The following is a 24,784-nucleotide window of genomic DNA, read 5'->3' on the forward strand; positions in this document are numbered from 1 at the left end:
GGATCAGGGCACCGGATCGTAGCCACCCCCGCTGAAGGGGTGGCATCGACACACCCTGCGGGCCGCCAGCCAGGAGCCCTTGAAGGCTCCATGCCGTTCAACGGCCTCGAGGGCATATTCCGAACACGACGGTACAAAGCGGCAGTTGCGTCCCAGCATCGGGCTGACGGCGTAACGATAGACACGCAGCAGGGCCATGACCAAGGCTTTCACAGCTATCCCCTTGTGTCACCGGCCTGCCTGGGCAGGCGCTCGAACAGGCTGTGCATGTCCTCGCGCATCGTCAGTTTCGTGACGTCGGCAACCTTGGCTGATAATCGTAACACCAGATCATAGGCCGGCAGGCTTGCACAGGCATGACGAAACACATCACGGCCGATGCGCTTGACCAGATTGCGCTGCACGGCGCGCTTGGCGAGCTTCTTCGCCACCACCAGCCCGAGCCGGGGCTTGCCCGCCTCGTTGGGGCAGTAGTGAAGCGCGAAGTAACGCCCGCGAACGACACGCCGAAAAGCAAAAACGGATGAAAATTCATCCGTTTTGTGCAGCCTTAGAGACGCGTCGAAGCCGAAGTCCGCCAAGTTTACCTTGACGCCGGCATTCCGAGCAGGGCAATCAATACCACCAGCTGCGGAAGCGGCAACGGGGCCGGCCTCGTTACGGGCCTCAGACGGCGAGACGATGACGGCCCTTGGCGCGGCGAGCGGCGATGACCTTGCGACCGCCACGGGTGGCCATGCGAACCAGGAAGCCGTGGGTGCGCTTGCGACGGACGACGGACGGTTGGTAAGTACGTTTCATTTTTCGTGCCCGAAAAGTTGAGTCAAACGCGCAATTTGATACGTTAACCCTCTGTTTGTCAAGCACCTTTCAACAAGCAACAAGCAACACCCCCACAGCCCGGGCGCAGCGGACCTGTGGATAAGTCCCTGCCGCGCAGGTACAATGGCGGTCTTGCCGGACTCCCAGCGCGCGCCCGGCAGCCCTTCTTGATGGGGCAAAGCATCGCAACGCGGCGCGCGCTCCGCCGTCGAACCACACCCGCCCTGAATCGTGCCCGAAGCCTCATCGTCGCCCCAATGCGCTGCATTCTGGTCGCATTGCCTGAATTGCCTGGAACAGGAATTGCCCGCCCAGCAGTTCAAGACCTGGATCCTCCCCCTGCGCGCCGAAGAACTCCCCGGCGACGAGGGCGTCGGCCTGCGTCTCGTGGCGCCTTCCAACTTCCATCGCCAATGGCTGCGTGACCGCTACCTGCGGCGCATTGAGGAGCTGGGGGAAGAGTTCTTTGGCGGCCTGCCCACGATCGAGGTCGGACTCGCGCCCGCCGGCGGCCTGCGCCGGCCCTCTCCGCCTCCACCGGCCAGTGCCCCCGCGCCTGCCGCTGCACCCGCGGCCCCGGCAGCTTCGGCCCCGACGTCCGCCGCCCCTGCAGCACCCGCCGTGCTGCGTGGCAGCGCCGCCGAAGCCCCGGTGTCGGTGGAGTCCGCCAATTACGACAAGTCCCGCCTCAACCCGGACTTCACCTTCGACACCCTGGTCACCGGCCGCGCCAACGACCTGGCCCGCGCCGCCGCCATCCAGGTGGCCCAGAACCCCGGGGTGTCCTACAACCCGCTGTTCATCTATGGCGGCGTCGGCCTCGGCAAGACCCACCTGATCCACGCCCTCGGCAACACCGTCTTCAAGACCGACCCGCGCAAGATCATCCGCTACGTGCATGCCGAGGACTACTACGCCGACGTGGTGCGCGCCTACCAGCAGAAGTCCTTCGACGTCTTCAAGCGCTACTACCGCTCGCTCGACGTGCTGATCATCGATGACATCCAGTTCTTCAACAACAAGAACCGGACCCAGGAAGAGTTCTTCCACGCCTTCAACGCCCTCACCGAGGCCAAGAAGCAGATCATCATCACCAGCGACACCTACCCCAAGGACGTGCAGGGCCTCGAAGACCGCCTGATCTCCCGCTTCGACTGGGGCCTTACGGTGCAGATCGAGCCGCCGGAGCTCGAGATGCGGGTCGCCATCCTCAAGAAGAAGGCCGAGGTCGAGCGCATCGAGCTCAACGAGGACGTCGCCTTCCTGATCGCCAAGAATCTCCGCTCCAACGTGCGCGAGCTCGAGGGCGCCCTCAAGAAGGTGCTGGCCTTCGCCCGCTTTCACGGCCGCGAAGTGACCCTCGAGGTGGCCAAGGAGGCTCTCAAGGACCTCCTCAATGCCCACAACCGGCAGCTCACTGCCGAGTTCATACAAAAGACAGTCGCCGACTACTACAAGATCAAGGTCGCCGACATGCACTCCAAGAAGCGCACCCGGGTCATCGCCCGGCCGCGCCAGGTCGCCATGTTCCTCGCCAAGGACCTCACCCCCATGAGCCTCCCCGCCATCGGCGAGGCCTTTGGCGGACGCGACCACACCACCGTGCTGCACGCCTGCCGAACCATCGCCGAGTTGCGCCTGTCGGACACCCAGCTCAACCACGACCTGCACGTGCTCACCCAGGTGCTGCGCGGATGAAACCTTTCGCACCGAGAATCGCCGGGCAAGCCCCCGCACCGGGCCTGCCCCTTTAAGAAACGATACGGAGACCTGACTCAATGCTGCTTTTCACTGCGCCCCGCGACGCCCTTCTCGCACCGCTGCAATCGGTGTCCGGCATCGTCGAAAAACGCCACACCCTGCCGATCCTCTCCAATGTCCTGATCGAAAAGAAGGGCGACGCGCTCACCCTGCTCGCCACCGACATCGAGATCCAGATCCGCAACAGCACCACCGGCGACCTGGCCAGTGAAGACTTCGCCATCACCGTCGGCGCCCGCAAGCTGCAGGACATCCTGCGCGCCCTGCCCGACACCTCCGACGTCAGCCTGACCCTCGACGACAAGCGCATCACCCTCAAGGCCGGCAAGAGCCGCTTCCAGCTGCAGACCCTGCCTGCCGCCGACTACCCGCGCCTGGCCCCGCCCGAAGGCGAAGGCCTCAACTTCCGCACCACCCAGAAGGCCTTCAAGAAGCAGCTCGCCCTGGTGCAGTACGCCATGGCCCAGCAGGACATCCGCTACTACCTCAACGGCCTGCTGCTGGTCGTTGCCGGTGACGCCCTGCGCATGGTGGCCACCGATGGTCACCGCCTCGCCTACGCCGCCTCCCCGCTGGTGGGCGACTACCCGCGCACCGACGTCATCCTGCCGCGCAAGACCGTGGTCGAACTCGCCCGCCAGCTCGCCGACTCCGACGAGCCCCTCGAAGTCACCCTGGTCGGCAACCAGATCGTCTTCCGCTTCGGCAGCATCGAACTGATCTCCAAGCTCATCGACGGCAAGTTCCCCGACTACGAGCGCGTCATTCCCCAGGGCCACCCCAAGCTGGTCAAGGCCAGCCGCCTGGCCCTGCTGCAATCCCTGCAACGCGCGGCCATTCTCACCAACGAGAAATTCCGCGGCGTGCGCCTGATGCTCTCCGAAGGCAGCCTCAAGCTCGTCTCCACCAACGCCGAGCAGGAAGAAGCCCTCGAAGAACTCGAGGTCAACTACAGCGGCGACAGCCTGGACATCGGCTTCAACGTCACCTACCTGCTCGACGTCCTCACCAACCTGTCCGCCAACGAGATCGAGATCCGCTTCAACGACGGCAACGCCAGCGCCCTCTTCGGCCTGGCGGAAAATGCAGATTTCAAATACGTAGTCATGCCCATGCGCATTTGAGTCCGCGGATAAAGCTACTGCGCGGCCCGATCTCGCAGCTCCGGTGCTCGCTGTACTCAAGTACAGCTCCGCTCCTCCCTGCGACCTCGGGCCTGCTCGCTACGCTTTCTCCACGAACTCTCGAGCGGGTCGCTTAAAGATCAATGACCCGCTGGGCCTACGGCCCAAGCAGAACAACCAAGCAGAACCGAGAACGCCATGTCCGATACGCCGCAACAACCCGCACCCGCCGACAACTACGACGAATCCAGCATCCAGCAGCTCGAGGGGCTGGAGGCCGTGCGCAAGCGGCCGGGCATGTACATCGGCGACACCTCCGACGGCACCGGCCTGCACCACATGGTCTTCGAAGTCGTCGACAACGCCATCGACGAAGCCCTGGCCGGCCACTGCGACGACATCGTCATCACCATCCACGCCGACAACTCCATCTCCGTCACCGACAACGGCCGCGGCATCCCGGTCGGCGTCAAGATGGACGACAAGCACGAGCCCAAGCGCTCCGCCGCCGAGATCGTCATGTGCGTGCTGCACGCCGGCGGCAAGTTCAACCAGAACAGCTACAAGGTCTCCGGCGGCCTGCACGGCGTCGGCGTCTCCTGCGTCAACGCCCTCTCCAAGTGGCTGCGCCTCACCGTGCGCCGCGACGGCAAGAAGTACGGCATCGAATTCAACCGCGGCCACGCCGTCGACCGCCTGATCGAAGTCGTCGACGGCATCGAGACCAGCCCCCTGCGCGTGCTCGGCGACACCAACCGGCGCGGCACCGAGGTGCACTACCTGGCCGACGAAGAGATCTTCGGCACCGTCGAATACCACTACGAAATCCTCGCCAAGCGCCTGCGCGAACTCTCCTTCCTCAACAACGGCGTCAAGATCCGCCTGATCGACCGCCGCACCGGCAAGGAAGAAGACTTCGCCTTCGCAGGCGGCGTGGCCGGCTTCGTCGAATACGTCAACCGCGCCAAGTCCGTGCTCCACCCCACGGTCTTCCACGCCAGCGGCGAATCCATCCAGAACGGCGTGCCCATCACCGTCGAAGTCGCCATGCAGTGGAACGACAGCTATGCCGAACAGGTGCTGTGCTTCACCAACAACATCCCCCAGGCCGACGGCGGCACCCACCTCACCGGCCTGCGCGCGGCGATGACCCGCGTCATCAACAAGTACATCGAAGAGAACGAGATCGCCAAGAAGGCCAAGGTCGACATCTCCGGCGACGACATGCGCGAAGGCCTCGCCTGCGTGCTGTCGGTCAAGATGCCCGACCCCAAGTTCGCCTCCCAGACCAAGATGAAGCTGGTCTCCGGCGAAGCCCGCCCGGCGGTCGAAGAAGTCGTCGCCCAGAAGCTCGCCGACTTCCTGCTCGAGCGCCCGATCGACGCCAAGACCATCTGCGGCAAGATCGTCGAAGCCTCCCGTGCCCGTGAAGCTGCCCGCAAGGCCCGCGAAATGACCCGCCGCAAGGGCGTGCTCGACGGCGTCGGCCTGCCCGGCAAGCTCGCCGACTGCCAGGAAAAAGACCCCGCCCTGTGCGAGATCTACATCGTCGAGGGCGACTCCGCCGGCGGCTCCGCCAAGCAGGGCCGCGACCGTAAGTTCCAGGCCATCCTGCCGCTGCGCGGCAAGGTCCTCAACGTCGAGCGCGCCCGCTTCGACAAGCTCATCAGCTCCGAGCAGATCGCCACCCTCATCACCGCCCTGGGCACCAGCATCGGCACCGAAGACTTCAAGCCCGAGAAGCTGCGCTACCACCGCATCATCCTGATGACCGACGCGGACGTGGACGGCGCACACATCCGCACCCTGCTGCTCACCTTCTTCTACCGCCAGATGCGCGAACTCGTCGAGCGCGGCCACATCTACATCGCCCAGCCGCCGCTCTACAAGATCAAGCACGGCAAGAACGAGATGTACATCAAGGACGACAACGAGCTCAACGCCCACCTGCTCAAGCTCGGCCTCGACGGCGCCACCCTCATCCCCGGCGAAGGCGCCGAGGCCATCCAGGGCGACGCCCTCGGCGGCCTCGCCCGTACCTACCTGCTCGCCGAAGGCGTCATCCGCCGCCTCGCCGACTGGATCGACTCCGACGTCCTGCACGCCCTGCTCGCCAACGACCTGCCCCTCTCCGTCGAAGACGAAGCCGCCGCCCGCGACTCCGCCCAACGCCTGCAGGCCGCCGTCGGCACCAGCGTCAGCATCGAAGCCCACCGCGACGAAGGCGGCGAAAGCTGGGTCCTCGACATCGCCCGCATGCACCACGGCAACCGCAAGCTCACCCAGATCGACGGCGACTTCCTGCGCTCCGGCGACTGGCGCATCATCCGCCAGGCCACCGAATCCATCTCCGGCCTCATCCAGGCCGGCGCCCTCATGCGCCGCGGCGAAAAGCAGCAAGGCGTCAGCAGCTTCGCCGACGCCATCCGCTGGATGCTCGCCGACGTCGAACGCGGCCTCAGCAAGCAGCGCTACAAGGGTCTCGGCGAAATGAACCCCGAGCAGCTCTGGGAAACCACCATGGACCCGGCCGTGCGCCGCCTGCTCCGCGTGCAGATCGACGACGCCATTGCAGCAGACGAGATCTTCACCACCCTGATGGGCGACAACGTGGAACCGCGCCGGGCCTTCATCGAGGAGAACGCGCTGTATGCGCGGAACCTGGATGTGTGAGAACTGTTGAATGACATAAAAGGTGATCTGTGCGAGGTGAGTGAAGAATCACTGCCACGGATACTGAAATAAACGGGACCTTCTGGTCCCGTTTTTCTTTCAGGTCATAAAATCCATTCCTCATCCGCAGAAGTGCCGGCTTCCATGAACCCAGTGCAATCCCCTCCACACCAGAATCCCTCCTGCTTCATCTGGAATCTCGCCAACAAGCTGCGCGGCCCCTATCGTCCGCCGCAGTACCGTCGCGTCATACTCCATCTCGTAGTACTGCGCCGATTTGAGCTCGTACTGGCCGATCACAAGCAGAAGATGCGGCAAGCATTCGACGCCAGGAGGGCCGGTGCATGAGCGATCAGCCCGTCGGTGAGTTCCTGCTCTATGAGAGCGAAGACGGCAAGACCCGCATCGAATGCCGTTTTACCGAGGAAACCCTGTGGTTGAGCCAGGCCCTGATGGCCGAGCTGTTCCAGACCACGCCGCAGAACATCACTTTGCATTTGAAGGCGTTATACAAGGAAGGGGAAATTGATCCTGCCGCAACCTGTAAGCCGTACTTACAAGTTCGTACCGAGGGCGGCAGGCAGGTCAAACGCGAGCTGAGTTTCTACAACCTCGACGCCATCCTTGCCGTGGGCTACCGAGTGCGTTCGGTACGCGGCACGCAGTTCCGCCGCTGGGCGACGGAGCGGCTGCGGGAGTATCTCGTCAAGGGCTTCACCATGGATGACGAGCGACTGAAGAACCCGCCCGTAGGGCAACTGTCAGCGCCGGACCACTTCGACGAGCTGCTCGGCCGCATCCGTGACATCCGCGCCAGCGAACGGCGGATGTACCTCCGGGTGCGCGAGATCTTCGCGATGGCCGCGGACTATTCGCCCAGCCTGGCCGAAACGACTCAGTTCTTCCAGACCATCCAGAACAAGCTGCATTTCGCGGTGACGGGCAAGACAGCAGCCGAGCTGATCATTCAGCGGGCGGATGCCTCGGCACCCAACATGGGGCTGACGACCTGGAAGTCGGATCGTGTGAACAAGACCGATGCCCGCGTGGCGAAGAACTACCTGCGTGAAGGCGAGATCGACGAGTTGAACCGCATCGTGACGATGTGGCTGGATTTTGCCGAGGATCAGGCCAAACGCCGCAAGGAGGTCTTCCTCAAGGATTGGGAAGCGAAGCTGAACGACTTTCTGAAGTTCAACGAACGCGAGGTACTGCCAGGTGCGGGCAGCCGCTCGCACAAACAGGCCATCGCACATGCCGAGGCGGAGTACGAACGCTTTGCTGCCCAGCGCCGTGCTCTGCTGGAAGCCGAAGGCGAAGCGAGCAACATGCAGATACTGGAAGCCGCAGCCAAGGAATTGCCAAAACCCACCAGCAAAACCCGCATGCGAGGCCCCAAGTGAGCGACATCAAACTCTTCCGCTACACCCACGACAGCGCCAGCGAGCTGGCCGGCAAAACGGCAGCCATCGAGCGCAGCTTGCAGCGCCTGATCGAATCGCAGATGGAGACCTTTCTCGGCGTCCGTTTCCTTGCCACCGAGTACAGCACCGGCCCCAAGCATCGCGGACGCATCGATTCGCTGGGACTGGATGAAAACGGCTGCCCGGTGATCATCGAGTACAAGCGCCACAGCAACGAGAACGTCATCAACCAGGGCCTGTTCTATCTGGACTGGCTGCTCGATCACAAAGCAGAGTTTCAGCTGCTGGTGATGAAACGACTGGGCAAGGACAACGCGGACAAGATCGAGTGGAACGGCACCCGTCTGCTGTGTATTGCGGCGGACTTCACCCGCTATGACGAACACGCAGTCTCGCAAATCAACCGCAATATCGAGCTGATCCGCTACAAATTGTTCGACGAGGAGCTGCTGCTGCTCGAACTGGTGAACGGAGCGAGCGCAGCCAGTACGCAATTTGTTGCCGAAGTAATTGAATCGGCTATCGACAAGCCGGCCAAGGTGCCAGCAGCCTCCACCCTGGCGATGAAGACGCACGCCGACCAGATCGCCACCGCCTCACCCGAGTTGTTGGCGCTGTTCGAGCAGACGCGCAGCTTCATTCTCGTACAGGGGGACGACATCATCGAGAAGCCGCTGAAGCTCTATGTGGCTTTCCGCCGCTTGAAGAACTTCGTATGCATGTCGCTGATCTCGAAAGTCGATCCGCATGTCTTCCTGATCATCAAGCTCGACCCGGCAACAGTGCAACTTGAAGAGGGCTTCACACGTGACGTGGGCAATATTGGTCACTGGGGAACCGGTGATCTGGAGCTGACCTTGCGCACGCCTGCCGACTTCGAGAAGGCCAAGGGTCTGATCGAGCGGGCGTACCAGGAAAACTGAGTGCGCCTACATTTCCACACCGCCCGCTGCCTTGATCGCATTGACGAGTAAATGCCTCGCGCTTGGGTTGAACTACCTTGAGCTTCAGACAGCACAAATGGCTGACTTGAATTCACGAGTGCGGGGGGAGTGAGGCAGATCTACTGTCTGAAATTGATGAGACCGCACTCCAAGCGGTATGTGATCTGTTTGCAGGGCGTCGCGGGTGGCATATCCGGTTTTTTCAGTTTTCGAGACAATCAATGAGCACTTCGATGGCAGAAAAATAAAAAGGCTCCGACTGGAGCCTTTTTATTTTCAGTTCATCTGATCGAGCCTTGCCTGCATCTCCTGCCACTGCAACCGGATATCGAGTCGAGCCCAAAAAATACTAGGAACTGCCCAGATTGTGCCCGGGCAGTTCCTAGGCTCACTCAACGCGTGAGGCCGCCGTGTTTGTAGTCATCTTTTGTCACTGGCTGACCCCGCGCAACTCCTCCGTAACGGCCGGAACTATAAGAGTATTTTGTACAAAAATCCACGAAATTTAACTTATGGCAAGCCCCCATCCCGGGCTGCCGGGGGCCCGCCGGGCCAAAAAAAAAGCCCGGGCCTGTAAGGGCTCGGGCTTAATCCACACCAAAGGAGGAGGGTGGAGGAGACAAGCCAATTCTAGGCGTCCTGCGCGCGCTCTGCGTGCAAAGTTTTCTATTTATCCATAAGTAAATTGATTGGCCTCCCGGGGCGGGGGAGGCGGCATCGGGGCTGCCATCGCCGCCTCAATCCCGCCTCACCGCCTCACGGCCTCGTCATTCAAGCGTCATTCCCCGCCGCCCAGCCCCACCCGCGTCGGCAGATCCCAGGCGCCGCCGGGGGCGATGAGGCGGCACATGCCGGTGGTGGTCGAATGGGTCAGCACGAAGCCCTTGCCGTCCCACAGCCATTCGTCCGACGACCAGCAGTCGCCCAGGCCGCGGCCCTTGTGGGTCGCGGTGAGGGTGCCGGCCTGGTACTCCGAGCCGCTGGTGGTGACCAGCACCGGCTGGTAGGGCGGGGCCTGGTTGACGATCCAGTGGCCATAGCCGACGTTGTAGGCGCCGCTCCAGCAGCGGGTGGCGACGAGCAGGCGGGTGTCGCTGAGGCGGGTGGCGGTGGGGGCTTCCTGGAAGGACGGATCGGGCTCGGTGAGGTCGGGGCAGTAGTCGGTGTCCTCGTTCCTGAGGGTGGCGCGCAGGGCCTTGAGGAGGGCCGGGCCTTGCTGCTTGACCCAGCCCTTGTCGCCGGCCCTGGCGGGGGCGAGGGGGCCGGGCTTGACGCTGAGGCCGGGCAGCATGGGGAGCACGCCGCTCTCCGGCTGCTTGCCGCGCCGGATGATCGCGCCGGGGGTGCCGAGGCGGCCCTGGAATTCGTCCATCTTGAGCAGGACGGCGGCGGCGCCGCTGTCGGACAGGGCCCAGGTGCTGCCGTTGCGCACGAATTCGAGGCTGCTCTTGCGGCTCAGCGCCGCCAGCAGGGCATTGACCTGGGCCGTGTCGAGGCGGCCCTGCAGGCTGTCACTGTCGAAGGCCACCGTGCCCTGGGCCTTGCCGTTGATCTGCAGGTTCAGGCGGAAGCGCTTGGGGAGCGCGTCCACCACCGGGTTGTCGCCGTAGCGGCCGATCTTCACCTCGGCGCTGACCGGCTGGTCCGGCCCGGCCTGGCGGGTGAGCAGCACGGAGACGCTGAGCTCGGCGCCGTCGGCGCTGTAGCCGGCGGCGCGGCAGGTGCGCGTGTTGTCGCAGGCCAGCTCCCAGTCGCCATGGGAGAAGCGGGCCTGGGGCAGGTCGGCGGCCCGCAGGGCCGGCGTGGCGAGGAGCAGGGGGGCGGACAGGAGCAGGGCGGGGAGGCGCATGGGGTGGGCAGATCGTTCGGCGGGTGAGGGGGTGGGTGGCCGCCATTATGCAGACTGCCCGCCGCGCCGCAGCCTGCGCCGACACCCTTTTTTCCACATATACCTTTGACATGTCCGCCGCCCGGCTTCCACAATCCCTGGCGCACCGGATGGTGCCAATGTCATTAACAAATGCCATTTACAAGGAGCGAGACAATGTCCCAGAACGTGGTTTCCCTGTCGCTTTCCAGCGACCAGATCGAGCAGGTGCAGGGCGCCCTGGCGGTGCTGGAAAGGAATCTGTCGGGCCTGGTGTCCCTGTCGGTGGAGGAGCGCCGGGAGTTGAACAAGATGGGTCCAAAATCCGAGATGTTCGCGCGCAAGGCGCACGATGTGATCGCCCAGTCACCCGACATGATGCCGGGCAGCTTCAACCTGAAGGAGTTTGCCGCAGATCTCGCGGCCCTGGACCAGCTGCGGCCCGTGGTCGCCCGGCTTGTTGCGCTGGCCCAGCGCGGGGAGGACACCGAGATGGCCCTCGGCAGCGACATCTACAGCGCCGCCCTGGAGGGCTACCGCTTCGCCAAGCTGGCCGGCAAGGGCGCAGCACTGGATGAGCTGCGCAACCAGGCATCGGTGCGCTTCGCGGGGCAAGGCCGGCGCCGGGCGGCTGCGGCCGGCGAACCCACCTGACCCACCGGCCCCCGCGGCACTCGGGTTGGGCTCAGAGGGAAGCGGGTTTCCCTCTGAGCCCAACGTGTTTCCCTCCAGGCTGAACCCGTTCTCCTCAGACACTCGCTGACTGGGCTCCGGGCTGAACTCACCGGGCTCGGAGATGAACAAGTTCAGCGCTGAACCCAGCTCATCCTCCTTCCGAGCCCAACTTGTTTCCTTCCGAGCCCAGTGAGTTCAGCGCAGAGCGAAACCCACTGGCCTCGGAGCCCAACCGGCCTCCCACCGAAGGCAACAAGTTGGGCTCCGAGGCTAACCGGCCCGCTGACGGGCAGGCCCCGCCGCCCACTCCGGCCGGGCAAACCACTCCACCAGAAAATCCACCAGCGCCCGCAGCACCGGCGGCATCTGGCGGTGGGACTGGAACACCGCGTGGATGCCCAGCGCCTTGACTTCATAGCCGGGCAGCAAAGCCACCAGGCGGCCGGCCTCGATGAGCGCCCTGGCCGCATACAGGGGCTGCATCGAGATGCCTGCGCCGTGCTCCGCCGCCGCCAGCAGCGCCTGGGCCTCGTTGGCGCTCAGGTTGCCGCCCACCGGCACGCTGATGCGCTCGCCGGCGCCATCGGCAAACTCCCACAGGCTGCGCCCGAAGTAGGAGTAGGTGAGGCAGTTGTGGCCTGCCAGGGCCTCGGGCCGCGCCGGGCTGCCGTGCTCGGCCAGGTAGGCCGGCGCGGCGCACACCACCGAGATGCAGTCGCCCAGGCGGCGGGCGATCAGGTTGGGGTCCAGGTCATTGGTGATGCGGATGGCCAGGTCGATGCGCTCCTCCACCAGGTTCACCGCCCGCGAATCGACACGCAGATCCACCGCCGCCAGGGGGTGGCGGCGCAGGAAGGCGGTCATCGCCGGGGCCAGCACCTCCTGGGCCATGGACTGGGCGCAGGCCACCCGCAACAGGCCGCGCACGGCCGAGGCATCGTCGGCCGGCAGGGTCGGCATCTCGGCGGCGAAAGCCAGCATGCCCCGGCAGCGCGCCAGCACCTGCTCGCCGGCCGCCGTCAGGCTCAGGCGGCGGGTCGTGCGGTGCAGGAGGCGTGCCCCGGCCCACTGCTCCATCTGCGCCAGGTAGCGCGTCACCATGGCCCGCGACATCTCCAGCGCATCGGCGGCGGCGGCCATGCTGCCCCGTTCGGCGATCTCTACAAACACTTCGGCGGCAGTTACACGGTCCATATTCAATCGATCAGTGCAACAAACATTTGTCGATTATGCGGTTTTTCCACCGGAACAAGAAACATACGATGGCGGACATCAACCTTCAGGAGCCATCCCATCATGTCCCGCCAGCCCTCCCGCCGCCCCTTCCTCCGCACGCTGGCCGCCAGCGCCCTCGGCCTGGCCTTCGCCGCCGGCGCCCTCGCTGCCCAGCCCACCGAGCCGCTCATCACCGAGCCACTCACCCTCGAGGTGTACAACCCGGGCGACCAGGCCATCTTCCCCGTCTCCTCGGCGATCGTCGCCGGCAAGACCGAAGTGCTGCTGATCGACGCCCAGTTCCAGCGCAACGACGCCGAAGCCCTGGTGGCGCGCATCCAGGCCACCGGCAAGAAGCTCACCACGGTCTATATCAGCCACGGCGACCCGGACTACTACTTCGGGCTGGACGTGATCCGCCGCGCCTTCCCCGACGCGCGCATCGTCGCCACCCCGCAGACCGTGGCCCACATCCGGGCCAGCAAGGACGGCAAGCTCGCCTACTGGGGCCCCATCCTCAAGGACAAGGCCCCGCAGGAAGTCATCGTCCCCGACACCCTGGACGGCACCAGCCTCACTGTGGACGGCCAGCGCCTGGACATCACCGGCCCCGAGCAGGCCCGCCGCTTCGTGTGGATCCCGTCCCTGCGCACCGTGGTGGGCGGGATTCCCGTGGCCGCCAACATCCATGTCTGGATGGCCGACACCCAGACCCCCGCATCCCGCCAGCAGTGGCAGAAGACGCTCAAGGCCATCACCGCCCTCCAGCCCCGCGCCGTGGTGCCCGGCCACTACCTGCCCAACCCCGATGGCTCGGCCCCCACCACCCTGGCCGCGGTGAAGTTCACCCAGGCCTACCTGCAGACCTTCGAGCAGGCCGCCGCCCGCGCCGGGGACGCCACCCAGCTCGTCGCCGCCATGAAGCAGCACTACCCGCAGCTGCGCGAGTCCGCCTCCCTCGAGCTCGGCGCCAAAGTCATCAAGGGCGAGCTCAAGTGGCCCCAGTGAGCCCGTCCATCCCACCCGATCAGTAGCCCCCTAGCCCCCATAGCCCCCATAACCCCCGTTCAATCAAGGAGAACCCCATGACCCACATCGCCATCCTCGGCATCACCGGCCGCGCCGGCTCCCGCATTGCCACCGAACTGCTGCAACGCGGCCACAGCGTCACCGGCATCGCCCGCGACATCTCCAAGGCCGCGCCGCAGCCCGGCCTCAGCCTGAAGGCCGCCGACGCCACCGACGCCGGCACCCTCACCCCGCTGCTGCAAGGCCACGACGTGGTGGTCAGCAGCACCCGCTTCGTCGGCGGCATCGACGCGGCCACCCTCATCGCCGCAGCCAAGCAGGCCGGCGTCAAGCGGATCGTCGTGGTCGGCGGCGCCGGCAGCCTCGAAGTGGCGCCGGGCAAGGCCCTCATCGACACACCCGAGTTCCCCGAGATCTACAAGGCCGAAGCCAGCAGCGGCCGCAGCTTCCTGCAGGCCCTGCGCGCCGAGAGTGAGCTCGACTGGACCTTCATCTCCCCCTCGGCCCTGTTCGAACCCGGCCCGCGCACCGGCCACTTCCGCCTGGGCGGCGACCAGTTGCTGGTGGACGCCGACGGCCAGAGCCACATCTCCATGGAGGACTACGCCATCGCCCTGGCCGACGAGATCGAAGCACCGCGGCATTCGCGCGCGCGCTTCACCGTCGGCTATTGAAACCGGCGTACCGCAAGCCGGCCGCAGCATGAAGAAAGGCTCCTTGCGGAGCCTTTCTTCGTACTACAGCGGCTCGAAACGGCCGCGTTTTCTCCCTCACCTCAAATACGGCAACACAAAAGGTACGGCGACGATCACGGCCACCACCGCGGTACTCCACCAGGATGACCGGAAGCCGCGCCCACCCACCACCCCGACCCTCAGGAAATACAGGAAGGCCAGGACGGGCGCGATGAAATAAAGGGCCGGGCTGTCGTCCAGAAAGAGCGGCCTGGCGTCGTCCTGCCACAGGAGTGAGGCCAGGCCGGTCAACCAGCAGACCGGGATGGAGAGCAGGACGATCACCCCCTGCGGGGTGTCGAGCCAATGGCCATGGCGGTACCAGGCGCGGAGCGGATTGGAATGTTCCATGATGCGGGCACTGCACGTGATCCAGGCCAGGTGTGGAGCCGGCGCTGGCGCAGAGGGTGGGCTTCTGCTGCGAGGTTTATGTGCGCCCATCCTGCCCCTATGCTCACGGGGCGCCTATGGACTGGTTCACTCCTTTTGTTTGCCGTAGTGGAGCGGGGCCAGGGCACCGCGCCCCGGCCTGCAGGCAAATCAGTGCCCGAAGCTGTCTGCGTCCAGCATCGTCGGGTCGGGGCGGTCCAGGGTGTCGAGGCGCGCCATCTCGGCCTCGCTCAGGCTGAAGCCGAAGATGTCCAGGTTCTCGGCCAGGCGCACGGGATTGGCCGACTTGGGGGTGGCGACGATGCCTTGCTGGACGATCCAGCGCAGCACCACCTGGGCCGGAGTCCGCCCGTGGGCCTCGGCGATGCGGGTGATCAGCGGGTCGGCCAGCATCGCGTTGCCGCAGCCCAGCGGGCGCCAGGCGCCGGTGGCGATGCCACGCTGGTGGTGGATGGCCAGCAGATCGTCGCGGCGGTGGTAGGGGTCGAGCTGGATCTGGTTGAGCTGGGGCAGCAGGCCCAGGTCGAAGAGCCGCTGCAGGTGGGCCGGCTTGAAGTTGGAGGTGCCGATGGCACGCACCTGGCCGGCCTCGCGCAGCTTGACCAGCCCCTCGAAGGCCTCCACAAAGCGGTCCTGGTCCGGGTTGGGCCAATGCACCAGCAGCAGGTCGATGTAATCCACCCCAAGCCTGGCCAGGCTGGCCTCGCAGGCCTGGCGGGCACCCTCCACGCTGTGCCACTGGCGGTTGAACTTGGTGGTGATGAAGACCTCCTCCCGGGCCAGCCCCGAGCGGCGCAGGCCTTCGCCCACCCCACGCTCGTTGGCGTAGTTCTCGGCGGTATCCACATGCCGGTAGCCGATGCGCAAGGCCTCGGCCACCGCCACGGCGGCCTCGTCGTCATTCATCGGCCAGGTACCGAGGCCGAGGAGGGGGATGTCCACGCCCGGGGCGAGGGGCAGGGTCGGGGCAAGGGAAATAGCGGAAGTCATGGGCAGGGTCGGGTCGGGGTATGAAAGAAAAGGGAGGTACGGATGCGTGCGTCAGGCTTAGGACAGGGGTCACCCGGCTCCGGTTCAGGCCGCAAGCCCTGTCCGGTGACCACCTGATTAATCGTGCCTCTCTGACGCGGATCAATAATGTTAAACACTGACATAAAATAGAGTGCAGCCTGGGGGAGAGGCATTGCGCTCCTGAACTCGTCGCCCGACACTCTTTGCACGCCAGCCATCATGAAATCGAGGGTCACACTCTCCGCGGCTCTCATCATTGCGGTGGTCCTCCTGCTCGGCGCGCTGCTGACCATCGAGCTGCAACGCAGCCGCCAGCGGGAAATCGAGGGCGCCTACGCGGTCACCGCCTCGGTGGCCCGCCTGATCGAACGGGAGCTGCTCGCCTCCGTCGGCCGGATCGATCTCATCACGCGGGAAGCCCGCTTCCATTACGCGGCCTACCTCAGGGGCGACGAGGCCCGCGACAGCCTCAACCCCACGCTGAAGCGACTGCTCGAGGAAGTGCCGGGTGTCCTCAGCCTGCGCCTGATCAATGAGCACGGCGACTACGTGTTCGACGCCAGCGGTCAGCCGTCAACGGCCAGGATCGCCGACAGGGCGTATTTCCGCATCCACCAGGATGGCAAGAGCACCGGGCTGTTCGGCGAAGGCCCCCTGTTTTCCCGGGTCGCCAACATCTGGACCTTCACCTTCAGCCGCGGCATCACCGACCAGAACGGCAAGTTTGCGGGCATCGTCCAGAGCTCCATTCCCAGCCAGTGGCTGAGCAGCGCCTTTTCCGGTGTCTCTCTCGGCGGCAGTGATGTGGTGACCCTGGTCAATACCGACCTGACCCTGATCGCCCGCGCCCCCGCTGCGGACAGCGTGGTCGGCACGCAGATCGGCAGCGAGACGCTGCGGAAAGCCATCGTCCGCGATCCGGAGCAGGGCAGTTACCTGGCCCCGGGCAGCGTGGACGGTATCGAGCGGATCTTCAGCTACCGCAAGGTGGCAGGGCTCCCGATCTATGTGATCTCCGGCATCGGCACTGCGCACGTGCTGAGCGGCTGGCGGCGTACCGCCATCATCTACAGCGTGGCCCTGGCCCTGCTGCTGGGCACCGGCATCGCCATGGTCATCAACTTCTACCGCAAGGTGCGCGACACGGAGCAGATCGAGGAATTCCGCTACAAGGAACTGCTCAAGACCTCGACCGACGGCATCCACATCATCGATACGTCCGGCCGCCTCCTGGAGGCCAGCGACGCCTTCTACCACACCCTCGGCTACGATCCGCAGTCCCCACCGCCCCTGAACGTCCGGGATTGGGACAGCCAATACGGGGAAGCCGACCTGAAGGACATGATCCGTCATTGCGTGGAAACGGAGAGCAGCTTCCAGACCCGCCATCGCCGGCGGGACGGCACCTACTCCGACGTGGAGATCCGGGCCCACGGGATCACCCTGCGGGGCGAAAGGCTGCTCTACTGCTCGGCCCGCGACATCACCGACCGGGTCAAGGCCCAGACCGACCTGGAGCACTACAAGGACCACCTCGAGGAACTGGTCCTCCAGCGCACCGAGGAGCTCAGCCAGGCCAAACTGGCCGCCGAGGCCGCCAACAAGGCCAAGTCGACCTTCCTGGCCAACATGAGCCACGAGATCCGCACCCCCATGAACGCGATCATCGGGCTCACCTACGTCATCCGGCGCCAGGCCACCGATCCGGACCTGATCGCCCGGCTCGACAAGATCAACCAGGCCGCCCAGCACCTGCTGGAGATCATCACCGACATTCTCGACCTGTCGAAGATCGAAGCCGACAAGCTGACCCTCGAATCCATCGACATGGATGTCCGCCTGATCGGCGCCCATATCTACTCGATGCTGGCCGAGACCGCCCGCAACAAGGGCATCTCCCTGCAGGTCAGCTGCGACGAGCTGCCCGGCAACTTGATCGGCGACCCCACCCGCATCACCCAGGCCTTGCTGAACCTGGCCAACAACGCGGTCAAGTTCACCAGCGCCGGCACCATCGAGATCCGCACCATCAAGCAGGAAGAAAGCGACAGCGAAGTGCTCCTGCGCTTCGAGGTGAAGGATACGGGCAACGGCGTGACGCCCGAAGTCCGCGAGAAGCTCTTCCTGCCCTTCCAGCAGGGCGACGACTCCATCAACAGGCTGTTTGGCGGCACCGGGCTCGGCCTGGTCATCACCCGCCGCCTCGCCGAGCTGATGGATGGCAACGCCGGACTCGACAGCATCCCCGGCCTGGGCAGCACCTTCTGGTTCACCGCCCGCTTGCGCAAGGCTGGGCAAAACCAGCCCGCCCCGGTGCAGCCCACTCCCGATGACACCGGTGAGATGCTCAAGCAACGACACGCCAATGCCCGGATCCTCCTGGTAGAGGACGACCCCATCAACCAGGAAGTCGCCACCGAACTGCTGGAAGACGCGGGACTGGTGGTGGATGTAGCCGAGGACGGCCTGGCCGCGGTCGAGGCGGTGCGCCTGAAGCCGGCCTACGAGCTGATCCTCATGGACATGCAGATGCCCCGCATGGACGGCCTGAGCGCCACCCGGGAGATCCGCAGACTGACCCCGGGCGCCCGCATCCCCATCGTGGCCATGACGGCCAATGCCTTTGCGGACGATCGGGAACACTGCCTGGAAGCCGGCATGAACGACTTCATCGCCAAGCCCGTCGATCCCGAAACGCTGTACCTCGTCATCACCCGGTGGCTGGACAGCCCACCGCCCGACACCCGGCCGCCAGCGGCCCCCCCCTCTTCCCCGCCATGAACTTCCTCGCCCACGCCTGGCTCGCCGGCCCGCTGCCCACCGACCGCATCGGCGGGGTGGCGGGAGATTTCGTGAAGGGCATCATCGCACCCCCGCCACCCGAACTGGACCCGGCGCTGGCAGCAGGGGTGATGCTGCACCGGCGCATCGACAGCTTCGCCGACGGTCACCCGGCCTTCCTGCGCAGCCGGGCACGGGTCAGCGAAGCACGACGGCGGGTCGGCGGCATCATGATCGACATGTTCTACGACCACTTCCTGGCCCGGCATTGGGTCCGCTTCGGCCCGCAACCGCTGGCGGCTTTCACCGCCGAGACCTACACCATGATCGAGGCCCGCCTGGGCGACCTGCCAGCCAGCTTCACCCCGGTGTTCGAGCGGATGGTCGAACACGACTGGCTGTCCAGCTACCGGGAGGCGGACTCGGTGGCCGTGGCCCTGGACCGGATGGCGGAATTCCGCCTGCGCCGGCCCAATCCCCTGGCCGGCTCAGGAGAGGAGCTGCGGCGTGACTACGCCGGCTTCGAGGCCGACTTCCTGGCCTTCATGCCCGACGCAGCAGCCTTCGCCGCAGCCCACCGGAAGCAGCGGAACATCAACGGCAACTAGCCCGCCACCGCCTCGCGCCCCCGGTCGGGAATCAGGCCGAGGGCGATCAGCAGCACCACCCCCAGCCCCATCACTGCCGCCGCCAGGTAGAGCCCGCTGGCATAGCCTCCCCCCTGGGCCGCCAGCCGGCCGGTGAGGGCCGGCGCCAGCACCTGGGCGATGCCGTAGGCGGCGGTCATCTTGCTCATCATCTTGGCCGGGCGGGTCGGGTAGTAGCGGCCCGACATCGACATCACCAAACTCACCATGCCGGCAAAGGTGCCGCCGAAGAGGGCCGCGCCCGCCATCGCCGGGAGCAGGCCGTCGCCCAGCACCGGCAGCAGGATGCCGACGATCTGGGCCAGGCTGGCGAGGATCAGGGCATTCACCTGGCCGGTGCGGCGGGCGATCAGGTCCCACAGGATGCAGGCCGGCGCGGCGGCCAGCCCCAGCACCAGGAAGACCCAGGTGCCCTGGCCCTTCATCGCGGGCTGGGCATTGACGATGGCCACAATGAAGGTGGCGGTCACCACGTAACCCACCCCGGCACAGAAGTAGGCCGCCATCAGCACCCGGCGGAACAGGTTGCCGGGAGGCGAATCGTGCATGTGGGTGGCCGAGGCCGGCAGCGGCGCCATGTCGGGGCGGGGCAGCCAGCGCCAGGCCGGGATCGCCAGCAGGGCGCCGATCAGGCTGAACAGGAACCACTGCTCGCGCCAGTCGAAGCGGTCGCCGATGAAGATCACCACCACGGAGCACAGGGCGATGCCGAGGCCGATGCCCGAGAAATGGATGCCCAGCTCGCTGCGCTGGCGGTGCCGCATCAGCCAGTTGATCACCAGCCCGGCCCCCAGCACCATGCCGGCCGCGGTGCTGAGGCCGGCGATGAAGCGCGACAGGGCCCATACCCATTCATGGGTGGAGAGCCCCATCAGCACGGTGCTGAGCACCGCCACCACCATGGCGCTGCGGTACAGGCGGTCCTTGACGGCGAGGCTGACGATGCGCCCCACCACCACCACGCCGATCAGGTAACCCGCGTAGTTGGCCGCCGCCAGCCAGCCGCCGGCCTCGATGCCGAGGCCGGCCTGGCTGCGCATCAGGGGCAGCAGGGGGGTGTAGGCGAAGCGCGCCACCCCCAGGAACAGCAGGAGTCCCAGGACTCCTGCAAACAGGACTTTCAGGCGCTGGCGGGCCTCGCTCATGGCTGTCTCCTCGGATCGTTTTATGGTTTGCGCCGGCGGTCTGAGGCCGCGGTCGTCGCGGCAGTATCCGGGCCCTACCGGGAGAGCTGCAAGCGCGCAAAACTCATCGCCCCATGCGCCTGGCGCATGCGTCAGGAGGGCGGATGGGCAGGCGGCCCCGCCTCATCCAGCTTGCGGTCAAAGCGGTGGGTGAGGCGGAACACCTTCTCGCCGCAGACATCCACGCAGCGGCCACAGGTGGTGCAATTGGAATCGAGGATGAGCGGCGTCCCCTTGCCCTTGAGCGCCGGGCGGATCACCTGGGGCTCGGGGCAGGCGGTGAAGCAGTCCATGCAGTCGGTGCAGGCCCTGCGCCGCGGCGCACTGACCCGCAGCAGGGCGGTCTTGCCGAGCAGGCCGTAGAAGGCCCCCATCGGGCAGACGTGCCCGCACCAGCCGCGCTGCACCACGAACAGGTCGAACAGGAAGATCGCCCCCACCAGCCCACCGGTCCAGCCCAGCCCGAAAACCAGCCCGCGCATCAGCCCGGTGACCGGATTGACGTACTCCCAGGCCAGGCTGCCGGTCAGCCACGCCGCCAGCAGACAGGCCGGCAACAAGGCCAGGCGGAAGTGGCGGGACGGCATGAAGCCCGACTTGATGCCCAGCCGGCGGCGCAGCCAGCCGGCCAGGTCGGTCACCGGATTGATCGGGCAGGCCCACGCGCAGAACAGGCGCCCACCCACCAGTAGATAGCCCCCCGCCACCAGGGCCGCGCCGAGCATCGCCTGCGGCGCCGGAGAATGCCCGGCAGCAAGGGATTGGATGAAGGTGAAGGGGTCGGCCAGCGGCACCTGGCCGAGCAGCAGGCTGGAGGCGAGATTGCCCTCGAGGATCCACACCCCGCAGCAGGGCCCGGCCAGGAAGCCGGCCAGCACCAGCAGCTGCGACAGGCGTCGCAGGATCAACCAGCGATAGCTCAACCAGCGGCCCTTGCGTTCGAGGGCATCGGCCAGAAAGGGGCGGGCGCTCATCGCGTCTTCGGCCGGGGCGGCGCGCTGACCGCCGGGCGGTCGGCGGGCGGCATGCCCAGGGCGGCCTCGCTGCGCCGCCGGCCGCGCTCGAGTTCGCCGCGCACCTGGGCCACCGGCATCACGCGGATCACCGCCACCTGAGGCACGCAGTCGTGCTCGCACTTGCCGCAGCCGGTGCAGGCGGCATGCACCGAGGGCATGAAGACGGTCATCCCGCCGGGCTTGTGCAGGCGCTCCATGGTGATGGCCTTACCCTTGATGGGGCAGGCCTGGAAGCAGGCGTCGCAGCGCATGCCCTGCAGGCTGAGGCAGCGCTCCGGGTCGGCCAGCACGGCCACCCCCATGCGCGCCTGGGCAATGTCGTCGAGCACGGGGGCCAGGGCGCCGGTGGGGCAGGCCGCCTTGCAGGGAATGTCGGTGCACATCTCGCAGGGCACGCTGCGCGCTTCGAAGTAGGGTGTGCCGACCGGGATGCCACCACCGGCTGGCGCCAGGTTGAGGGTGGTGAAGGGGCAGGCCCGCACGCACAGGCCGCAGCGCACGCAAGCGGCGTCGAAGTCGGCCTCGGGCAGTGCACCGGGCGGCCGCAAGGCCTGGGAGGGCAGGGCGCGGGCACGCTGCACATGGGCCATCAAGCCCAGGCCGGCCACACCCGCGGCGCAGGCACTGCCCGCCCCCTGCAGCAGGAACTTGCGGCGGCCCGCATCCAGAAAGCCGGTGAATGTGCCGCGATCCTTTCCGCCATCGTCCATGCCCGCCTCCACCGGTCCGCCAACACGGCCCCTTGACTGCACCATAGCCACGGCCAGGGGGCAGGTGTTATCCGGAAACGGCAAGGCGCCGCTGCGCCAGGCGCTAGCCGGTGGTGGCGCAGCAGGAATCCAGGAAGGTGTCGCGATCCACCGGGCGGCCGAACAGGTAACCCTGCAGATGCTCGCAGCCCATGCTGCGCAGAGTGTCGGCCTGCAGCTCGTCCTCCACCCCTTCGGCCACGACCTTCAGGTTGAGGCTCTTGGCCATTGCCACGATGGCCTTGGTGAGCTCCAGGCTGGGCAGGTGATCGGGCAGGCGCGACACGAAGGCCCGGTCGATCTTGAGGGTGTCGAAGGGAAAGCGGGTGAGATAGGAGAGCGACGAGTAGCCCGTGCCGAAGTCGTCGAGGGCCAGGCTGATGCCCAGCTGCTTGACCCCGTCGATCCGCTCATTCACCGCCTCGGCATGCGATACGAGCACGCTCTCGGTCATCTCCAGCTCGAGCTCCTCGGGGGTGATGCCGGCACGGCGCAGGGCCCGGTCGACGATGCGGGGGAGGTCGGAATCCTTGAACTGGGCGGCCGACACATTGACCGACACCTTGAGGGAACGACCACTGCGGGCCTTGAACTCGCGAGACAGGTTGCAGGCCTCCTGCAGCACCCAGATGCCGAGGTCGAGGATGCTGCCGTTCTCTTCGGCAATCGCGATGAACTCGTCGGGCCGCACCGCCCCGAGGGACGGATGGGTCCAGCGCAGCAGGGCCTCGGCCTTCACCACCTCGCCGCTGTGAGCATCGACGATGGGCTGGTAGGCCACCCAGATCTCCCGCCGCTCGAGGGCGCCGCGCAGGGCCATGTCGAGCTCCAGGTGGCGCTCGATGCGCAGCCCCGTCTCACGCCCATAGAAGCCGATGCGCTTGCGGCCGCGGGCCTTGGCCTCGTACATGGCGGCGTCGGCGTTCTTGAGGAGCTGTTCCGGGGTGTCTCCGTCGGCGGGAAAGAGGGCCACCCCCACGGTGGCCGACACCACCAGGTGGCGGTCATCCACCAGCACCGGCTGCTCGAAAGCGTCGAGCACCCGCTGGGCGCACTTGACCGCCTCGGAGCGGCCGGAGATGCGGTCCAGGAAGATGACGAACTCGTCGCCGCCAAAACGGGCCGCGGTATCCGAGTGGCGGGCGATCTCCTTGATGCGCTCGCCCACCTTGCGCAGCAGGGCATCCCCGCCGGCGTGACCGAGGGAGTCATTGACCCGCTTGAAGTGGTCCAGATCGATGAACAGCAGGCCGCAGAAGTAGCCGTAGCGTTTGGCCGCCGCCAGCCCGCGGGCCATGCGCTCGGCCAGCAAGGCGCGGTTGGGCAGGCCGGTGACCTCGTCGCAATAGGCCTGGCGCATCAGCGAGGCCTGATAGCGCTCCCGCTCCTCGACGTTGTGGAGCTGCAGCATGATCATGGCGCGCCCCTGCCATTGCAGGCGGGCGGCGCTGGCTTCGGCCGGGAAGACGCTGCCGTCGTAACGCCGGCACTGCTGCTTCTCGGGCGCACCGTCGAGGGCCGGCAGGCGGTCCAGGACGGATTTTTCGGAGTTCAGCGCATTGCTCCAGTGCGCGCTTGCCTCCGGCAGGCACAGCTCGCGCCGGGCGGCCGGATTGGCCCGGATGATGGTGCCGTCCTCGTCGAGGATCAGCCACGGGTCGCGGACGGCGTCGGTGATCGTCTCAAGGCGCCGCTTCTCACGCTGGATCTTGTTCAGCTGCAGATGGATCGTGCGCAACAGGACCAGCACGACGACGATCGCCAGCAGGCTGGTGATGCCTATCCATTGCAGGCGGCCGATCCAGCGCTCGGTGAAATCCTCCTGGCGGGTGGACACGCCAACCAGCACCGGCAGGCTGCCGATCCAGGAAAAGCTCACCAGACGAACGGCGTGATCGACCGGGCTGACCAGTTCGACCACCTCACCCTGCATGCCCCCGATCAGCTGCCCATCCTCTCCGAGCACCGGCCGCGGCTTCGCGAGGGCCCGCGCCAGGCCTGGATCGGCGCTGAGATCCAGGCTCATCGCCTGCTCACTGAAAGGGTGGCGGGCGAGCAGCCGGCCATTGGTCTTGCACACGAGTGCGGCAAAGGGCTTGCCGGACAGCAGGCTGGCCACCAACCCCTCGATCTTCGAGGCAGTGAAGCGTGCGCCGACAATGCCTGCAAAGCGGCCGTCCGCATGGTTGAGCCGGCGGGACACGACGAAACTCACCTCCCCCGATGCCCAGTCCAGGAAGGAGTCGGAGACGAACAGGCCGACATCCTGTGCATCCCGGTGCACCCGGAAGAAATCGGATTCGGCAGACGCCTCACCGATCGGCTTGCGGCCGTCCCGTTTGTCAGCCTGCCTGATGAGCTTGCTGTCGGCCCCTAACAGGAAGATCTCGGCCACCTCAGGCGAACTCTCACTGAGGGCCTTGAAGTCGTCGGACTGAAGCCCGCGGCCGCTATAGCCCAGCCACTGCTCATCTTCAAAAGCCACTGTCACGTGGCGCAGAATCACGTCAGCCTCCTGCACGCTGCGCTGCAGGTTCCTGGCCACCATATCGGAGAAGGTGGTCAGCTCCCGGTCGGTCTCGGCCTTGAGGACGCCGTAGGAAACATAGGCCTCGATCAGCGCGGCAAGCACGATGAGGGTGATCAGGATGTAGCCGGAAAGCAGCGGACTGATCCGGTAGCGCAGCTTTGCCAGCCGCACGCAATACTCGGGAAAGTGCAGGATGCGTTCCATGGCG

Annotated in this window: 22 protein-coding genes; 11 read left to right on the top strand and 11 right to left on the bottom strand. The window is 66.0% G+C overall.

Annotated features, from left to right (window positions below; genetic code table 11):
* Positions 1–3: 3 nt before the first annotated feature.
* The 3 genes from yidD to rpmH form a co-directional block, all read right to left on the bottom strand.
* Positions 4–198: a membrane protein insertion efficiency factor YidD gene (gene yidD / locus HHL15_RS05450; RefSeq protein ID WP_206198621.1), complete on the bottom strand. Its 195-nt coding sequence runs from the start codon at positions 196–198 to the stop codon at positions 4–6.
* A gap of 17 nt (positions 199–215) precedes the next feature.
* A complete protein-coding gene (gene rnpA, locus HHL15_RS05455) occupies positions 216–581 on the bottom strand; it encodes a ribonuclease P protein component (protein WP_206198608.1) in 366 nt (121 codons plus the stop codon).
* 85 nt (positions 582–666) lie between these two features.
* Positions 667–801 carry a 50S ribosomal protein L34 gene (gene rpmH, locus HHL15_RS05460; RefSeq protein WP_079434516.1) on the bottom strand — a complete coding sequence of 45 codons (135 nt, stop codon included), beginning with the start codon at positions 799–801 and terminating at the stop codon, positions 667–669.
* A gap of 324 nt (positions 802–1,125) precedes the next feature.
* On the opposite strand from rpmH, the gene dnaA reads away from it, so the two are divergent.
* The 6 genes from dnaA (at position 1,126) to HHL15_RS05490 (ending at position 8,727) form a co-directional block, all read left to right on the top strand.
* The gene (gene dnaA, locus HHL15_RS05465; protein WP_235943241.1) at positions 1,126–2,520 is read left to right on the top strand and encodes a chromosomal replication initiator protein DnaA; all 1,395 of its coding nucleotides are present in this window, start codon (positions 1,126–1,128) and stop codon (positions 2,518–2,520) included.
* A gap of 80 nt (positions 2,521–2,600) precedes the next feature.
* On the top strand, positions 2,601–3,707 hold the full coding sequence (dnaN, locus tag HHL15_RS05470; protein ID WP_169144821.1) for a DNA polymerase III subunit beta: 1,107 nt from the start codon (positions 2,601–2,603) through the stop codon (positions 3,705–3,707).
* Positions 3,708–3,905: 198 nt separating this feature from the next.
* Positions 3,906–6,380 carry a DNA topoisomerase (ATP-hydrolyzing) subunit B gene (gyrB, locus tag HHL15_RS05475; RefSeq protein WP_169144822.1) on the top strand — a complete coding sequence of 825 codons (2,475 nt, stop codon included), beginning with the start codon at positions 3,906–3,908 and terminating at the stop codon, positions 6,378–6,380.
* A 144-nt stretch (positions 6,381–6,524) separates the two neighbouring features.
* Positions 6,525–6,728, top strand: coding sequence for a type I restriction-modification system subunit M N-terminal domain-containing protein (locus HHL15_RS05480; protein ID WP_169144823.1), 204 nt, complete (start codon positions 6,525–6,527; stop codon positions 6,726–6,728).
* Positions 6,725–7,783 (top strand): virulence RhuM family protein, encoded by a 1,059-nt coding sequence (locus HHL15_RS05485; protein ID WP_169144824.1) that lies wholly within the window; start codon positions 6,725–6,727, stop codon positions 7,781–7,783. Before HHL15_RS05480 ends, HHL15_RS05485 begins: the two co-directional genes overlap by 4 nt.
* Entirely contained in the window at positions 7,780–8,727 is a 948-nt protein-coding gene (locus HHL15_RS05490) for a DUF5655 domain-containing protein (RefSeq protein ID WP_169144825.1), read from the top strand. Before HHL15_RS05485 ends, HHL15_RS05490 begins: the two co-directional genes overlap by 4 nt.
* A gap of 799 nt (positions 8,728–9,526) precedes the next feature.
* On the opposite strand, the gene HHL15_RS05495 is transcribed toward HHL15_RS05490, so the two are convergent.
* Complete coding sequence (locus tag HHL15_RS05495; RefSeq protein ID WP_169144826.1) at positions 9,527–10,597, bottom strand: DUF1176 domain-containing protein; 1,071 nt, start codon at positions 10,595–10,597, stop codon at positions 9,527–9,529.
* 195 nt (positions 10,598–10,792) lie between these two features.
* Here HHL15_RS05495 and HHL15_RS05500 point away from each other — a divergent pair, with 195 nt between their 5' ends.
* Positions 10,793–11,269, top strand: coding sequence for a hypothetical protein (locus HHL15_RS05500; RefSeq protein WP_169144827.1), 477 nt, complete (start codon positions 10,793–10,795; stop codon positions 11,267–11,269).
* 291 nt (positions 11,270–11,560) lie between these two features.
* Here HHL15_RS05500 and HHL15_RS05505 read toward each other — a convergent pair whose 3' ends face one another.
* Positions 11,561–12,484 carry a LysR family transcriptional regulator gene (locus tag HHL15_RS05505; protein WP_169144828.1) on the bottom strand — a complete coding sequence of 308 codons (924 nt, stop codon included), beginning with the start codon at positions 12,482–12,484 and terminating at the stop codon, positions 11,561–11,563.
* 102 nt (positions 12,485–12,586) lie between these two features.
* Between HHL15_RS05505 and HHL15_RS05510 the strand changes: the two genes are divergently transcribed.
* Together HHL15_RS05510 and HHL15_RS05515 are read left to right on the top strand one after the other, a co-directional pair.
* Complete coding sequence (locus tag HHL15_RS05510) at positions 12,587–13,513, top strand: MBL fold metallo-hydrolase (protein WP_169144829.1); 927 nt, start codon at positions 12,587–12,589, stop codon at positions 13,511–13,513.
* Positions 13,514–13,590: 77 nt separating this feature from the next.
* On the top strand, positions 13,591–14,208 hold the full coding sequence (locus HHL15_RS05515; protein WP_169144830.1) for an NAD(P)-dependent oxidoreductase: 618 nt from the start codon (positions 13,591–13,593) through the stop codon (positions 14,206–14,208).
* A gap of 96 nt (positions 14,209–14,304) precedes the next feature.
* Here the strand turns inward: HHL15_RS05515 and HHL15_RS05520 are convergent, their stop codons facing one another.
* Together HHL15_RS05520 and HHL15_RS05525 are read right to left on the bottom strand one after the other, a co-directional pair.
* A complete protein-coding gene (locus HHL15_RS05520; protein ID WP_169144831.1) occupies positions 14,305–14,619 on the bottom strand; it encodes a hypothetical protein in 315 nt (104 codons plus the stop codon).
* Positions 14,620–14,808: 189 nt separating this feature from the next.
* Positions 14,809–15,648: an aldo/keto reductase gene (locus HHL15_RS05525; protein WP_169144832.1), complete on the bottom strand. Its 840-nt coding sequence runs from the start codon at positions 15,646–15,648 to the stop codon at positions 14,809–14,811.
* 240 nt (positions 15,649–15,888) lie between these two features.
* Here HHL15_RS05525 and HHL15_RS05530 point away from each other — a divergent pair, with 240 nt between their 5' ends.
* Both HHL15_RS05530 and HHL15_RS05535 read left to right on the top strand, forming a co-directional pair.
* Complete coding sequence (locus tag HHL15_RS05530) at positions 15,889–18,450, top strand: response regulator (RefSeq protein ID WP_169144833.1); 2,562 nt, start codon at positions 15,889–15,891, stop codon at positions 18,448–18,450.
* On the top strand, positions 18,447–19,058 hold the full coding sequence (locus HHL15_RS05535; RefSeq protein WP_169144834.1) for an acyl carrier protein phosphodiesterase: 612 nt from the start codon (positions 18,447–18,449) through the stop codon (positions 19,056–19,058). Before HHL15_RS05530 ends, HHL15_RS05535 begins: the two co-directional genes overlap by 4 nt.
* Here HHL15_RS05535 and HHL15_RS05540 read toward each other — a convergent pair.
* The 4 genes from HHL15_RS05540 to HHL15_RS05555 all read right to left on the bottom strand — a co-directional run bounded on the left by HHL15_RS05540 (position 19,055) and on the right by HHL15_RS05555 (position 24,780).
* Positions 19,055–20,242, bottom strand: a complete 1,188-nt coding sequence (locus HHL15_RS05540; RefSeq protein ID WP_169144835.1) for a YbfB/YjiJ family MFS transporter — start codon at positions 20,240–20,242, stop codon at positions 19,055–19,057. The two genes, HHL15_RS05535 and HHL15_RS05540, sit on opposite strands and share 4 nt — an antisense overlap.
* A gap of 131 nt (positions 20,243–20,373) precedes the next feature.
* Positions 20,374–21,255, bottom strand: a complete 882-nt coding sequence (gene napH, locus HHL15_RS05545) for a quinol dehydrogenase ferredoxin subunit NapH (protein WP_169144836.1) — start codon at positions 21,253–21,255, stop codon at positions 20,374–20,376.
* A complete protein-coding gene (locus HHL15_RS05550; protein ID WP_169144837.1) occupies positions 21,252–22,007 on the bottom strand; it encodes a MauM/NapG family ferredoxin-type protein in 756 nt (251 codons plus the stop codon). Before HHL15_RS05550 ends, napH begins: the two co-directional genes overlap by 4 nt.
* A gap of 103 nt (positions 22,008–22,110) precedes the next feature.
* On the bottom strand, positions 22,111–24,780 hold the full coding sequence (locus HHL15_RS05555) for a bifunctional diguanylate cyclase/phosphodiesterase (RefSeq protein ID WP_169144838.1): 2,670 nt from the start codon (positions 24,778–24,780) through the stop codon (positions 22,111–22,113).
* Positions 24,781–24,784 lie beyond the last annotated feature (4 nt).

Source organism: Zoogloea dura, from assembly GCF_012927165.1.
GTDB classification, from domain to species: Bacteria; Pseudomonadota; Gammaproteobacteria; order Burkholderiales; family Rhodocyclaceae; genus Zoogloea; species Zoogloea dura.